This window comes from Corallococcus interemptor, from assembly GCF_003668875.1.
GTDB lineage: Bacteria > Myxococcota > Myxococcia > Myxococcales > Myxococcaceae > Corallococcus > Corallococcus interemptor.
The window spans coordinates 36,376-50,248 of record NZ_RAWM01000056.1 but is presented as its reverse complement, the minus strand read 5'-3'; the positions used below and the strand labels follow the sequence as shown (position 1 = coordinate 50,248).

Genomic DNA, 13,873 nt, shown 5'->3' with positions numbered 1-13,873 from the left:
CCCGCGTTCCCGTCCCTCCGCCCCGTCTCCGACGGAGGCCTCTGGCCCGGGTCCGCTCGCGCTGCTGGAGGGGCTGCCAGAGGCCTTCCTGGGCGTGGACGCGGGCTGGCGCATCACCTTCCTGAGCCGGCGCATGCGCGAGCTGCTGGGCGCGCGCGTCCAGCCGGGGGACGACCTGCGCAAGAAGGTGGCGGACGTGCTGGGCCTGGGACAGCACCTGCGCCTGGACGCCCCCGCCACCGGGCAGTCCGCCGCCGAACCCTACGAGCACCGCTGGCACGAGGGCGGCCTGTGCTTCGAGGTGAGCGCCCGCCCCGTGGAAGGCGGCCTGCTGGTGCACTGCCGCGACATCTCCCGCGAGTTCCAGGCCCGCCATGAGCTGCAGCGCGTGGGCGAGCTCTTCCAGGCCGTGATGGAGGGCACCACCGACGCCATCTACATCAAGGACATGGAGGGCCGTTACCAGGTCATCAACTCCGCGGGCGCGCGCGCCCTGGGCCGCACGGTGGCCGAGGTGCGTGGCCGCACCGACGCGGAGCTCTTCCCGCCCGACGAGACGAAGGTCAACCTGAGGCACGACCGGGACGTGCTCAAGGCGGGCCACCCGCTCACCTACGAGGATGAGCAGAAGGACCCCCACGGGGACACGCGCGTGTGGCTGTCCACCAAGGGCCCGCTGCGCGACCCGGAAGGGAACGTGTTCGGCCTGTTCGGCATCAGCCGCGACATCACCCAGCGCAGGTGGGCGGAAGAAGAGGTGCGCCGGCACTCCGAGTTCCAGGAACACCTGATGGGCATCATCAGCCACGACATCCGCAGCCCGCTCGGCGCCATCATGAACTGGTCGCGCGTGCTGGCGGCCGGCGGGCCCGCGGAGGAGACGGCGCGCACCAGCCGGCGCATCGCCACCGCGGCGGTGCGCATCGAGCGGCTGACGCGCCTGCTGCTGGACTTCACCCGCGCCCGGCTGGTGGGCGGCGTGGTGATCGAGCCGCGCGGCACGGACGCGCAGGAGCTGCTGACGAAGGTGGCGCACGAGTTCCGCGTGGCCTACCCGCAGCGCGACATCGTGGTGGACGCCAAGGGCAACACGCAGGGGCAGTGGGACCCGGACCGCCTGGCGCAGGTGGTGTCCAACCTGGTGGAGAACGCCCTCAAGTACGGCCCGGCGGACGCGCCCGTGCGCCTGGCGACGCGCGGCCTGCGCAACAAGGTGGTGGTGACGGTCCACAACCAGGGCCGCCCCATCCCGGAAGCCACCCTGCCCCACCTCTTCGAGCCCTTCCGCCAGGGCCCGCAGCAGACGCGCACGCTGAAGATGAGCTACGGCCTGGGGCTCTACATCGTGCGCGAAATCGTCCACGCGCACGGCGGCACCATTGAAGTCACCTCCACCGAGGACGACGGCACCACCTTCACCGTCACGCTGCCGCGCCGCGCGCCACCCCGGAAGGGCCCGCCGCCCGAGCCGCCGCACCCGCCCTCGCACCACTGAAGGCGAGGGCCCGCTTCGTCAGACGAAGCGGGAGATGAGCGGCACCAGTTCGTTCAGCGGCGCGCTGCCGTTGGACAGGCCGGCCTCCGCCACCGCGCGCGGCATGCCGTACACCACGCAGGAGGACTCGTCCTCCGTGAGCACCACGCCGCCGGCGGCCCGCACGGCCTGCGCGCCCTTGAGGCCGTCCTCGCCCATGCCGGTGAGCACCAGCGCCAGCGCGTCCCTGCCCCACACCTGCGCCACGCTCTGGAAGAGCACGTCCACGGAGGGGTGGTGCGGGGTGCCCAGCGGATGGCGGTCCAGGCGCACCAGGTTGAGCGACCCGTGCCGCACGACCTTGAGGTGGTACCCCGCGCGCGCCAGCACCGCGCGGCCGGGCACCAGCTCCATGCCGTCGCTCGCCTCCACCACCTCCAGCGCGCTCTGCGAGTCCAGCCGCTTCGCCACGGCCTCCGTGTAGCCGGCGGGGATGTGCAGCGCGAGCACCACCGGCGCCGGGAAGTCCCTGGGCAGCGCGGACAACAGCCGCGTCAGCGCCTGCGGCCCGCCCGTGGACGTGCCCACCGCCAGCAGCTTCGGGGACGCCGCGGGCAGGGGCTTCATGGGCGGGGCCTCCGGGGCCTTCGCGGCCTCCGCCAGCTCCTGCGCGTAGCGCGGCACCGCGCGTCCCGCGACGCGCACCTTCTCCACCAGCTCCGCGCTCAATTCGTAGAGCCGGTCCGTGGCGAGCGCCGTGGGCTTGTGCACCAGGTCCACCGCGCCCGCCTGGAGCGCGGAGACGGCCAGGTCGCTGTCCGCGCCCGCGCTGCTCACCACCACCACGCGCGGCGCCTCCGGCATGCCGGCCAGCGCGCGCAGGAAGCCCGCCCCGTCCAGCGACGGCATCACCAGGTCCAGGGTGATGACGTCCGGCTTGAGCTCCGCCACGCGCTCCAGGGCGTCCAGCCCGTCGCGCGCGGTGCCCACCACCTCCAGCCCCTCCGCATCCGACAGCACCTTGCGCAGCACCTTGCGCGCGAACGCCGAGTCGTCCACCACCAGCACGCGCAACGTCATGGGCCCGCCTTGCTGTAGAAGAACGCGCCCCGGCGCTCCTCGCACTGAAGCGCCGTGCCGAAGCGCATCAGCGACTCAGAGGTGCCCACCACCAGGTGCCCGCCGGGCCGCAGCGTCCGGGTGAGGCCGTCCACCACGCGGCGCGCGGTGTCGTCCTGGAAGTAGATGAGCACGTTGCGGCAGAGGACGGCGGTGCAGCTCTCCGGCTCCGGGTAGCCCGGCGTGTCCACCAGGTTGAGCTGGCGCCACTCCACGCGGGCCATCAGGTCCGGCCGCACGCGGGGACGGCCGTCCACCATCTCCAGCCAGCGCCCCATCACGCCCGGGGGCAGCGCGCGCAGGCAGCGCAGGTTGTGCTCCCCCGTCCTCGCGCGCTCCAGCGCCCGGGCGCTCAGGTCCGTGGCCAGGATGGACACGTCATTCAGCACGCCGCGCGCGTCCAGCATCATGGCCAGCGTGAGGGGCTCCTCGCCGGTGGAGCACGCCGCGCACCACACCCGGGGCTTCCTGCCGGCGCGGACCTCTGGAACGAGCAGCTCGTCCACCAGCACCTCCAGCGCCTGCGGCTCGCGGAAGAAGTACGTCTCGTGGACGAGCAGCGCCTCCACCAGGGAGGCCAGCGCCTCCGGCCCCTTCGGGTCGTAGCGGAGGAAATAATAGTAGTCGAGCAGCGAGTCGAACCCGGCATCCAGCGCCCGGGAGGACAGCTTCTCCGCCAGCAGCTCCCGGTCCTCGGGCCCGTAGTGCAGGCCCGAGCGCTGCTCGATGAGCATGGACAGGATGGCCAGGACCTGCGGGGACAACGGCAGCGCGCTCATGGGCCGTGGGTTCTTTTCTCAGCGGCCCAGGGCCAGGAGGCAGGCCCGGCGCACTTCCGGGTCCTCGTCACGGTGGGCGGCCCGGTCCAGCGCCTCGCGCGCCTCCACGGTGCCCAGCGCCGCCACGGCGGGCGCGGAGGCCCGGCGGCCCGCGGGACTGGCGCCCACGAGCGACTGCATCAGCGCCGCCCGCGCGTCCGCCCGGCGCATGCGCGCGAGCGCCGCCACCAGCAGGGGCGCCGTCGCGTCGTCCGCCGCCTCCAGCGCCGCCATCAGCCCGGGCAGCCGGCCCTCCACCGGCAGCGCCAGCGCGGACACCACCTGTTCGCGCAGCATCACGTCCCCCAACAGCGACACCAGCTGCTGCGTCGCATGCGGGCCCGTGCGCGTGGCCAGGAAGCCCACCGCCGCGCTGCGCACGCTGTCGTCCCGGTCCCCGGCGGCGCGAAGCAGCGCGGGCAGCGTCTCCGGCGCGTCGTACTCCGCGACGGCGGACAGGGCCACCAGCCGCGTGGCCGGGTCCTCCGAGTGCACCGCCTCCAGCAGCACCGGCAGCGCGTCCGGCCGCCGGGCCACGCCCAGCCCCAGCAGGGCCGCGCGGCGCACGTCCGCGTCCGCGGACGAGGCCGCCCGGCGCAGCGCCGCCATGGCGCTCTCCGTGTGCATGTGCGCCAGCGCGTCCACCACCGCCACCCGCACCTGGCCCGCGTCGTCGTTGGCCAGCGCGACGATGGCGTCCGCGGCGGCCTCCTCGTTGAGCTTCCCCAGCGACTGGCACGCGTAGTAGCGCACCCACGGGTCGCGGTCGTTCAGGCCGCCCAGCAGCGTGGAGGTGATGCGCGCCTGCTTGTCCGTCTGGCCCAGCGCGCGCATGGCGGTGGCGCGCGTGCGCTCCGACTCGTGGCTGGCGGCGGCCAGGAGCGCGTCCACCGCGCGCGGGTCGTCGATGAAGGGCAGGCCGTAGATGGCCGCGTCGCGCAGCCGCTCGTCCGGATCCCGCATGGCGGCCAGCAGCGCGTCCAGGCCGCGCGGGTAGCCGAAGTACGCCACGATGCGCAGCGCCGCCCGCCGCTGACGCCCGTCCGTCGAGCGCGCCGCCTCCAGCGCCAGCGTCTCCGTCGTGTCGCTGCCCAGCGACTGGATGGCGCCCACCACCGCCTGCGACACGCGCGGGTCCTCGTCCGACAGGCGCGCGAACAGCGCGGGCACCGCGGACGTGTCACCGATGCGCGACAGCGTCTCCGCCGCCAGCGCGCGCACCGTCGCGTCCCGGTCCTCCAGGCACACCAGCACGTCCGGCACCGCCGCGGAGCGCTTGCCCACCAGGGGCAGCAGCACCCGCCGGCGGGAGCTGTCGCCTTCGCGCAGCGCCTGCAATATCTGCGCGTCCGCCTCCGCGCCCAGCTCGCCCAGCGCCGCCGCGGCCGCGCGCGACACGCCCAGGTCCTGCGAATCCAACAGCCTCAGGAGCCCCGTGGCCGCGTCCGCGCCGCCCACCCAGCCCAGCAGGCGCGCCAGCGCGGTCTTCTCCCCCGCGTCCGCGCCCGCGATGACCTGGGCCAGCCGGCGTCCAATGGGGTGCGGCTCCGCGGAACTCGAGCGCAGCACCGACGGCACCGTGCGCGCGCCGCCGAAGCGCTGCACCTGCGCGTCGTGGATTTCGACCAGCGCCACCGCCGCCACGCGCACCACCGCGTCGTTGCCGCGCTGGAGCAGGCCCACCAGCGCGGGCACCGCGGCCTCCTGGCCGGTGCGGCCCAGGGCGCGCGCCGCCTCCAGGACGTAGAAGGGGTCTGACAACAGCGCCATCAGCGCCGGCACGACGGTGGGGTCGCCCGAGCGGCCCAGCACGTCGATGGCGGGGAAGATGCGGAAGAAGTTGCCGCTGCCCAGCGAGGACAGGAGCGCGTCCACCGCCGCGCCGCCGCCCACGCGGCCCAGCGCTTCAATCGCGGCCACCGCCACGTTGTCGTCCGGGTGGACGATGAGCCGCGCCAACAGCGGCACGGACTGCCGGCTGCGGCGGCGCCCCAGCACCTGGGCCGCGTCGCAGACGATGGCCGGGTTGGGGTCGTCCCCCAGCGCCTCCACCGGCCCCTCCACCTCACCCGTGGCGGCCACCAGCGCGTCCACCGCGGCGGCGATGCGCGCCTCGTTGTCCCGGCGGTGGCGCAGCACCTCGCACAAGGACTCCACGGAAGCGCTGCCCAGGCGCGCCAGCGCGGACACCACGGCGCGGCGCACCGCCCACGACGGCGCGTCCAGGCCCGCCACGAGCACCGGCAGGCTCGCCGGACCCTGGCGCGCCAGCCGCTCCACCTCTTCCACCCGGGCCCGGTCCTCCGCGGACAGCGACAGCGGGTGTTGCTTCGCGGTTGAACCGGTCACGTGGCCTGCTCCCGGGTGTTCCGGGCGGACCCCGGCTCCGAGCCGCCCAACAGGCCGCTCAGGTGACTCAACCCCTCCACCTGTTCTCCGTGCAGCCGCGACAGCTGCCCCAGCCGGCCCGCCACCTCCTTCACCTCCTGGGCGGTGACGGCCATGGCGCGCGCCTGCTCCGCGGTGGTGCCGGCGATCTCCCGGGCGCGGCCGCGCATGTCCTCCACGGACCGGCCCAGCTGCTCGCTCATGGACGCCTGATCCACGGCGGCCTTCGCCACCGCCGCCACGCCCGTGGCCTGCTTGGTGGCGGACGCGGTGAGCAGCGACAGCGCCTCGGTCTGCTCATCCAGCGCGCGCGCCGTGGAGCGGGCCACCCGGCGCACCTCCTCCGCGCCGCGCACCAGCGACGTGAGCGCCTGGGCCTGCTCCTCCGTGGCGCGCGTCACCTCCTTGGCCAGGGTGGCCACCTGACGGCTGGCCAGCTCGCCCTGCTTGAGCGCGCGGGCCTGCTCCGCCATGGCGCGCGTGGACTGGGCCACCTCCTTGCGCGTGGCCTCCATGGCCTTGGCCACCTCCTGCGCGGCCTTGGCCTGCTCCGCGATGCCGGTGAGCGTGCGCTGCGTGGAGGCCGCCACCTCCTGCGCCGTCGCGCCCAGCGCGCCCACCTGCTGGCCCTGCGCCATCACCGCGGCGCTCACGCCCTGCACCAGCTGGCGCATCTGCGCGGTGCCCCGGGCCAGGTCCGTGGCGGCCTGCGCCTGCTCCTGCATCGCGCGCGACACCTTCTCCGCCACCTCCGTCAGCTGGTTGTTGGAGCGCACCGCGTCGCGCAGCGCCTTGGCCTGGTCCTGGGTGGCCTGGGTGGTCTGCCGCGCCATGCGCCGCATCTCCGTGCCGCTCTGGGCCAGCGCCTGCGCCGCCTGCGCCTGCTCCACCGAGGACGCGGCGATGAGCCGCCCCTGCTCGCTCACCTTCGCCGTGGCCTGCACCAGCGCCTGCACCGCCTGCACCTGCTCCGTCGACGCGCGCGACGCCTCGCGCACGTTCATTCCCAGATCGTCCACGCCCTTGAGGATGGTGCCCAGCGCGCGCTCCGCGTCGCCCGCCAGCGCCGCGCCCTCGTCCGCCGCGCGCATGCCCTCCGTGTTGGCCACCGCCGCCTCGCGCGCCGTCGTCTGCAGGCCCCGGACAATCTTCGCCACGTCGCTGCTGGCCGCCGCCGCGCGGTCCGCCAGGGCGCGGATCTCCTCCGCCACCACCGCGAAGCCGCGGCCGTGCTCGCCCGCGCGCGCCGCCTCGATGCTGGCGTTGAGCGACAGCAGGTTCGTGCGGTCCGCGATGAGGTTGATGGTCTGCACGATGTCGCCAATCTCCTCGGCGCGCCGGCCCATCTCCTTCATCACCCCGGACGACTCCACGATGGACTGGCGGATGCGGCCAAAGCCCGCGATGGAGCGCGTCACGGTGGCGCCGCCCTCGCGCGCGCTCGCGCCCACGCGCTCGGCGGCCTGCCGCGCCTCCTCCGTCAGCTGCGACGCGCGCCGCGTGGAGGACTCCAGCTGCGAGGACGCGGTGGCGCTGGTGGACGCCAGGCCGTTGATGCTCTCCGCCGCGCGGGCCACCGCCTGGGCGGAGCGCGACAGCTGCTCGATGGTGGCCGCGTTGGCGTCCACCACGGCGGCGTTCTTCTCCGCGGTGGCGGCCACCTCCTCCACGCTGGCGGCCACCTCCTGCACGGTGGACGCGGTGGTGACCGCGCTCGCCTCCAGGGTGCGCGTGTGCTCCGCGACGCCGCGCACGCTGCGGGCCACCTGCTCCGTGGTGGAGGCCGTCTCCTCCACGCTGGAGGCCATGGCGGACGCGTCACGCACCACGTCCTGGAGCGTCCGGCCCAGCGACACCACGGCGCCGGACACCTGGCCCATGCGCTCGCCCACGCCCTGCGCGTCCAGGGAGAGGCGGGTGATGCCCTTGGACATCTCTTCAATGGTGGCGGCGACCTCTTCCGTGGTGGCGGCGCTGGTCTGGTTGCGCGACACCAGGTCCTCCACCGTGGCGGTCATCTCCTGCATGCTCGCCAGCAGCTCCTCGCTGGAGGCGGCCAGGTCCTCCGCGTTGGCGCTCACGCCCTTCACCGAGCGCGCGACCTCCTCCAGCGTGGAGGCCGTCACGTCCGCGCTGGACGCGAGCGTGCCCGCTTCCCTGCGCACGCTGGACACCGACGCCGTCACCTCCTGCATGGTGCCCGCGTTGGTCTCCGCCTCCAGCTGCACGCCCTTCGCCGCCTCGCCCACGGACACCTGGCTGCGCACCAGCGCCTGCACGGCGGTGCTCGTCTGCTCCACCTGCGCGGCCACGGACTCGATGGCGATTCTCACCTGCTCGCCCGCCGCCGCCTGGTCGTTGCCCGCGGACGCGAGCTTCGTCGCCAGCTGCTCGGTGGACCTCACCAGCCCCACGCCCTCCGCGACCTGGAGCGAGGCGCGCTCCGCCAGCGCGCGAGCGTCCTCCAGCTTGCGCACGCTGCTACCGTTGTCCGTCGACATCCGCCGCCTCCTCCCCCACCACCCGGGGGAAATCAATGAGCATCACCAGCCGGGGGCCCACCTGCGCCACGGCCTTCACGAACCCCTTCGCGCCCTCCACCACCATGGGTGGGGGCGGCTGGATGGTGCGCGGGTCCAGCTTCAACACCTCGCGGGCGCTGTCCACCAAGAGCCCCACGGTGCGCTCGCCCAGCTGCCCCACCACCACCCGCGAATCCAGCGACGGCTTCCCCGCCGGCAGGCCGAAGCGCACGCGCGCATCCACCACCGGGATGACCCGCCCGCGCACCTGCACCAGGCCGGCCACGTGGGAGGGGGCCCCGGGCACCGGCGTCGCGCCGGTGAAGGACTCCATCTGCACCACGTCCGCCGCGGGCATCGCGTACTCCGTCCCGTCCACCTTGAACAGCACGTGCAGCACGTTCATGTCACCCACTCCCCAGACCGCGGCGCCCGCTTGCGGCGGCCCGCGCGCGCGGCTCCCAGCGCGCCCAGGTCCAGCACCAGCGTGGGCTGGCCGTCACCCAGGTCCGTGGCGCCCGCCACGCCCGGCACGCGCACCAGCGGATCCTCCAGCGGCCTCAAGACAATCTCCTGCTGTCCCACGAGCCGGTCCACCGCGAAGGCCACCGGCTCCCCGCGCTGGCGCACGATGAGGGCCTTGGCGCCCTGCCCCACCGCGCCCGGGTCCACGGACGCGTCCAGCAGCCGCGCCAGCGACACCAGCGGCACCGCCGCGCCCCGGCGCTCCACCAGCCCCACGCCGTCCGCGCCCGCGGGCCGCACCACGCCCACGACGTCGATGAGCTCCTCCACCGTGCCCACCGCGACCGCGTACCGGCGGCCCGCGCACTCGAAGACGATGGCGTCCATCAGCGTCACCGTGAGGGGGACGAACACCGTGAAGGTCGTGCCCACGCCCTTGCGCGTGTCCATGCGCAGCTCGCCGCCCAGCTGCTCCACGACGATGCGCCGCACGATGTCCATGCCCATGCCGCGGCCACTGGTGCGAGTGACCTCCTGGCGCGTGGACAGGCCGGGCCGGCACAGGAGGTCCAGCAGCGCGTCCGCGGAGTCCGGCACGGGGGCGTTCGCCGCCTTCGCCACCGTATTCGCGTCCACGCCGCGCCCGTCGTCGCGCAGGGTGAGCTCCAGCTGGGCGCTGGCGCGCGTGTGGCAGGTGAGGCGCACCAGTCCCTCGGGGGGCTTGCCCGCGGCCTGGCGCTCCTCGGGGGACTCCAGCGCGTGGTCCACGGCGTTGCGCACCAGGTGCACCAGCGCGGGCAGCAGCCGGTCCGCCACCGCCTTGTCCAGCTCCGCGTCGCCCACGTCCAGCTCCAGCCGCACCGCCTTGCCCGTGGCGCGGCGCAGGCCGCGCACCAGCAGGGGCAGCCGCTCCAGCACGTCGCCCACGCGCACCATGCGCAGCCGCAGGATGGCCGAGCGCAGGTCGCGCAGCTGCCGGCCGTTCTCCTGGAGGATGGCGTTGAGCTCCCGCGTGGGCGCGCCCGCCTGGGTGAGCGCCGCCACCGCGCGCGTCAGCCGGGAGCGGTTGACGACCAGCGCCGCCAGCCACTCCATGGCCTCGTCCAGCCGGGACACCTCCACGCGCAAGAGGCCCCCGCCCCGGCGCACCTCCGGCTCGTCCAGCTCCTCTTCGAGGATGGCGCCGCCGGGCAGGCCGCCCGCGTCCGGGGCCGCGTCCGAAGACGGGCCTTCCTCGGGCGCGGGCGCCTCCAGCGAGCGCACCACGGCGGGCGGGCCGCCCACGGCGTCCAGCAGCGCGGCGTCCTCCGCGCGGGTGATGATGAGGAGCGCGAACGCGAGCGACGCGCCCCCCGCGGCGGCGCCGGACAGGGGCAGCACCTTCACGATGTCCGCGAGCTTCGCCACCCGCTCGCGCACGGTGTTGATGTTGAGCCCCTTCGCGGCGCGCTCCGCCGAGGGCACGAAGTCCAGCCGCAGCGCGCGCTGTCCCCCCGCGAGCCCGCCCTCCAGCTGCTCGCGCTCGGACGGGGCCAGGCGGGAGGCGAACGCGGCCTCCGCGTCCAGCTTCACGGCCCGCGCGCGCCGGGGAGCGGCGTCCCGCACCTGCGGGCCCAGCGCCTCCAGCCGCTCCAGCAGGTTCGCGGGCGCGGGCGACGCGGCCTTGCCGGCGCCCAGCTGCCGCACGCGCAGCTCGATGGCGCGCAGGCCCTCCACCAGCGGCTCCACGCTGGACTCGGGCAGCCGGCCGCCGGCCTGATCCGCCAGCCTTAAGGACGCCTCCATCCAGTGCGACAGGGAGACCACGGGCTCCACGTCCACCATGGCGGACAGGCCCTTCAACGTGTGCAGCGCGCGGAACAGCTCGCGCACGGCGCGGGGCTGGGCCTGCCCCTTGCGTACGGCCTCCTCCACCGCCAGCAGGTCCTTCTGCGCGGAGGCCAACAGCTCATCCGCCTCCGCCAGGTACGCGGGGAGGAACTCGGCGAACTCCCCGGAGCCGCTCACCCGCGTGACGCCTCGGCCGGCGACTTCTCCAGGAGCGCGCGCGCGGCCCCCTGGATGGAGTCCGGCGTGAAGGGCTTGGTCATGAAGCGGTTCGCGCCCGCCTGCAGCGCGCGCTCGCGGGAGGCCTCGTCGCCTCGCGTGGTGACGATGATGATGGGCAGGTTGCGCAGGTGATCCTGTCCGCGCACGAACTCCACCACCTCGATGCCCCCGATGTCGGGCATGTTGAGGTCCAGGACGAGCAGGTCGTAGGGCTTGAGCGACAGCTGCTCGATGGCCTCCAACCCGCTGGACGCCTGGGTGAAGTGGCTGTCCGGATAGGGCCGCAGGCAGGCGACCACCATGTCGCGCATCACCTTGCTGTCATCGACGACGAGTACCTCGGGCATGGCGTCCTCTGGAAACGGCCGGCCAAGCTAGATCGATTCCGACCCGCTGAAAGAAATGAGTCATCTCGCGGGCGTTGAACGTTGGCTTGTCCACGCCTGCATTGAACGATGTGCCACGGCGGGCGACGAAGCGCCACGCCCGCCCGCACATCCGGCACCCTGCGCCTGCTGATATTTCCGCTCGGGGAATTGAATTCCATCCATGCGCCCGCCTCCTCCGTCCGACGCCTCCTTCCCCCGCCCGCCAGGACTTCCCCTGCTTCCCCCCGAGCCCGCACCATATGTCTGGGTGGTGGACGACAGCGCCAGCGAAGCGCGCTTCATCAAGACCGCCCTCGGAACGGGCTTCCAGGTGGAGACGTTCCCGGACGGCGCGGCGATGCTCGAAAGGCTGCACACCGGGCGGGCGCCGGACGTCGTGGTGTTGGATTGGGAAATGCCAGGGATGTCCGGTCCGGAAGTCTGTCAGTTCTTGCGCGGACAGCGTGAAACCCAGGCATTGCCAGTGCTGCTGCTCACCTCGCACGACCGGCCGGAGGACCTGGTGCAGGGGCTGCGCGCGGGCGCCAATGACTATGTGTCCAAGCCCTTCCGCACGGAGGAGGTGAGGGCGCGGGTGGACGCGCTCGCGCGCACCAAGCGGCTGGTGGACGACGTGCGCCGCTCCACCGAGGAGAAGGCGGAGGTGTTCGCGCAGCTGGACGCGCTGCTCACGTCCTCGCCCGTGGGGATGTCGCTGTTGGACCGGGACCTGCGCTTCGTGCGCGTCAACGCGCGCATGGCGCAGCTGGACGGGCTGTCCGTGGACGCCTACCCGGGCCGGACGCTGGCGGAGGTCCTGCCCCGGTTCGCCGAACGGCTGGAGCCCCTCCTCCGCCGCGTCATGGAGACGGGCGAGGCCGCGGAGGAGCTGGGCTTCACCCTGGAGCACCCGGACGCGTCCCACGGCGAGCGGTACGTGATGGCCGGCTACCACCCGGTGCGCACCATCCGGGGCGAGGTGGTGGGCGTGGGCGCCGTGCTGGTGGACGTCACCCGGCTCAAGCAGGCGGAGGCCGAGCTGCGCTCGACCGCGGAGTTCCGCGAGCGCTTCCTGGGCATCGTGGGCCACGACCTGCGCAACCCCCTCAACTCCATCCGCATGGGCGCCAGCTTCCTCGTCGCCAGCGAGCAGCTGCCCCCGGCGCTGGAGCGCACCGCCAGCCGCATCATCAACAGCACGGACCGGATGACGCGGATGATCACCGAGCTCTTGGACTTCACCCGCAGCCGGCTGGGCAGCGGCATCCCGCTGACCCCGGAAGCCACGGACCTGGGCCAGGTGGCGCGGCAGGTGGTGGAGGAGCTGGAGCTGGTGCACCCGCACCGCACCGTGCGGGTGACGGCCACCGGCCCCCTGACGGGAAACTGGGACGCGGACCGGCTGGCGCAGGTGCTCTCCAACCTGCTGGGCAACGCCCTCCAGTACAGCCCGGCGGACACCATCGTGGAGCTGGAGCTGCTGGGTGAAGCGGAGCAGGCCATCGCGCGGGTGACCAACCCCGGGCCGCCCATTGCCCCGGAGGAGCTGGAGCTGCTCTTCCACCCCTTCCAGCGCGCGCGCACCGCGGCCCACGTGCCGTCCGGGCTGGGGCTGGGGCTCTTCATCTCCGATCAGATCGCCCGGGGCCACCGGGGCTCACTCACGGTGACGTCGGATACGAAGGCCACGGTCTTCACCCTGACGCTGCCGCGCGGCGAGACATGAGTCACGAGGGACGCACGACGCCCCGCTCCCGTGCCTCCCGGCCGTCCAGGCGCACGAGCCCCCTGGTATCGCCGGGACCCGTGCCCTACCGTGCAAGCGTGTCCATTCCGCAACACCGCGTCACCCTGCTCCTCGTCGAGAACAACGAAGACGTCCGCGAGGCGCTGCGTGAAATCCTCCAGTCGGAGGGCTACCAGGTCCTCACGGCGGTGAACGGCCAGGACGCGCTCCACGTGCTGAGCCGGCAGGAGCGGATGCCCTCCCTCATCCTGCTGGACCTGGTGATGCCGGTGATGGACGGCCACGCCTTCATCGAGCACCTGCGCAACACGGGCGCGCTCGCGCTGACGCGGGTGCTGGTGCTGACGGCGCACCCCACCCTGCCGCTGCCGCAGGGCGTGGCCGGGCGGCTGGGCAAGCCGGTGAAGCTGGAGGCGCTGCTGGACGCCATCGCCGTGCACTCCGTCCGGGAGTGAGCCGCGCGCCTCAGGCCGCGGGGCAGTGCCGCGCCACCATGGCCAGCAGCTCCGCGATGTCCACGGGCTTGCGCAACAGGCCCACCGTGCCCGGCGGCGCCTTGGCGGAGAAGTGCGCGGTGAGCATCAGCACGGGCAGCGCGCGGTAGCGCTCGTCCTGTTGGATCCGGTGGAGGAACTCGTGTCCGTCCATCACCGGCATCATCAGGTCCAGCAGCACCAGGCAGGGCTGGTCGTCATGATGAGCGGCCAGGACATCCAGGGCGGCCTGGCCATTGGCGGCCTGGAGCACCGTGTAGTCCTCCATCTCCAGCAGCTCCGCCACCACCTCGCGCAGGTCCGGTTCGTCGTCGACGATGAGGATGATGGAACGCGGAGGGGTGCTGCTCACGGCCAGCAGCCTACGCAGGTATTGCTACGAGCGCCAAGGAAGACGTGCCTCCCTGCCGGGCGTGGCTTCTGGCGGAT

General features: G+C 73.7%; 11 protein-coding genes. 3 read left to right on the top strand and 8 right to left on the bottom strand.

Annotated elements, in window-relative coordinates:
• On the top strand, positions 1 to 1,495 hold a 1,495-nt coding region (locus D7X96_RS20690; protein WP_121770526.1), incomplete at its 5' end, for a sensor histidine kinase.
• A gap of 18 nt (positions 1,496 to 1,513) precedes the next feature.
• Here the strand turns inward: D7X96_RS20690 and cheB are convergent.
• The 7 genes from cheB to D7X96_RS20655 are packed head-to-tail and all read right to left on the bottom strand — an operon-like array spanning position 1,514 to position 11,182.
• Entirely contained in the window at positions 1,514 to 2,554 is a 1,041-nt protein-coding gene (cheB, locus tag D7X96_RS20685) for a chemotaxis-specific protein-glutamate methyltransferase CheB (RefSeq protein WP_121770521.1), read from the bottom strand.
• Positions 2,551 to 3,372: a CheR family methyltransferase gene (locus tag D7X96_RS20680; protein WP_121723004.1), complete on the bottom strand. Its 822-nt coding sequence runs from the start codon at positions 3,370 to 3,372 to the stop codon at positions 2,551 to 2,553. Before D7X96_RS20680 ends, cheB begins: the two co-directional genes overlap by 4 nt.
• A gap of 18 nt (positions 3,373 to 3,390) precedes the next feature.
• Entirely contained in the window at positions 3,391 to 5,760 is a 2,370-nt protein-coding gene (locus D7X96_RS20675) for a HEAT repeat domain-containing protein (protein ID WP_120549088.1), read from the bottom strand.
• On the bottom strand, positions 5,757 to 8,300 hold the full coding sequence (locus D7X96_RS20670) for a methyl-accepting chemotaxis protein (protein WP_121770520.1): 2,544 nt from the start codon (positions 8,298 to 8,300) through the stop codon (positions 5,757 to 5,759). The genes D7X96_RS20675 and D7X96_RS20670 overlap by 4 nt, the downstream gene beginning before the upstream one ends.
• The gene (locus D7X96_RS20665) at positions 8,281 to 8,727 is read right to left on the bottom strand and encodes a chemotaxis protein CheW (RefSeq protein ID WP_120549086.1); all 447 of its coding nucleotides are present in this window, start codon (positions 8,725 to 8,727) and stop codon (positions 8,281 to 8,283) included. Before D7X96_RS20665 ends, D7X96_RS20670 begins: the two co-directional genes overlap by 20 nt.
• Positions 8,724 to 10,793 (bottom strand): chemotaxis protein CheA, encoded by a 2,070-nt coding sequence (locus D7X96_RS20660; protein WP_121723006.1) that lies wholly within the window; start codon positions 10,791 to 10,793, stop codon positions 8,724 to 8,726. The genes D7X96_RS20665 and D7X96_RS20660 overlap by 4 nt, the downstream gene beginning before the upstream one ends.
• Positions 10,790 to 11,182, bottom strand: a complete 393-nt coding sequence (locus D7X96_RS20655) for a response regulator (RefSeq protein ID WP_120549084.1) — start codon at positions 11,180 to 11,182, stop codon at positions 10,790 to 10,792. Before D7X96_RS20655 ends, D7X96_RS20660 begins: the two co-directional genes overlap by 4 nt.
• A 202-nt stretch (positions 11,183 to 11,384) precedes the next feature.
• On the opposite strand from D7X96_RS20655, the gene D7X96_RS20650 reads away from it, so the two are divergent.
• Positions 11,385 to 12,929: a sensor histidine kinase gene (locus tag D7X96_RS20650; protein WP_121723007.1), complete on the top strand. Its 1,545-nt coding sequence runs from the start codon at positions 11,385 to 11,387 to the stop codon at positions 12,927 to 12,929.
• Between the two features lie 80 nt (positions 12,930 to 13,009).
• A complete protein-coding gene (locus D7X96_RS20645; protein WP_233609779.1) occupies positions 13,010 to 13,405 on the top strand; it encodes a response regulator in 396 nt (131 codons plus the stop codon).
• A 10-nt stretch (positions 13,406 to 13,415) separates the two neighbouring features.
• Here D7X96_RS20645 and D7X96_RS20640 read toward each other — a convergent pair whose 3' ends face one another.
• On the bottom strand, positions 13,416 to 13,796 hold the full coding sequence (locus tag D7X96_RS20640; protein ID WP_120549081.1) for a response regulator: 381 nt from the start codon (positions 13,794 to 13,796) through the stop codon (positions 13,416 to 13,418).
• Positions 13,797 to 13,873 lie beyond the last annotated feature (77 nt).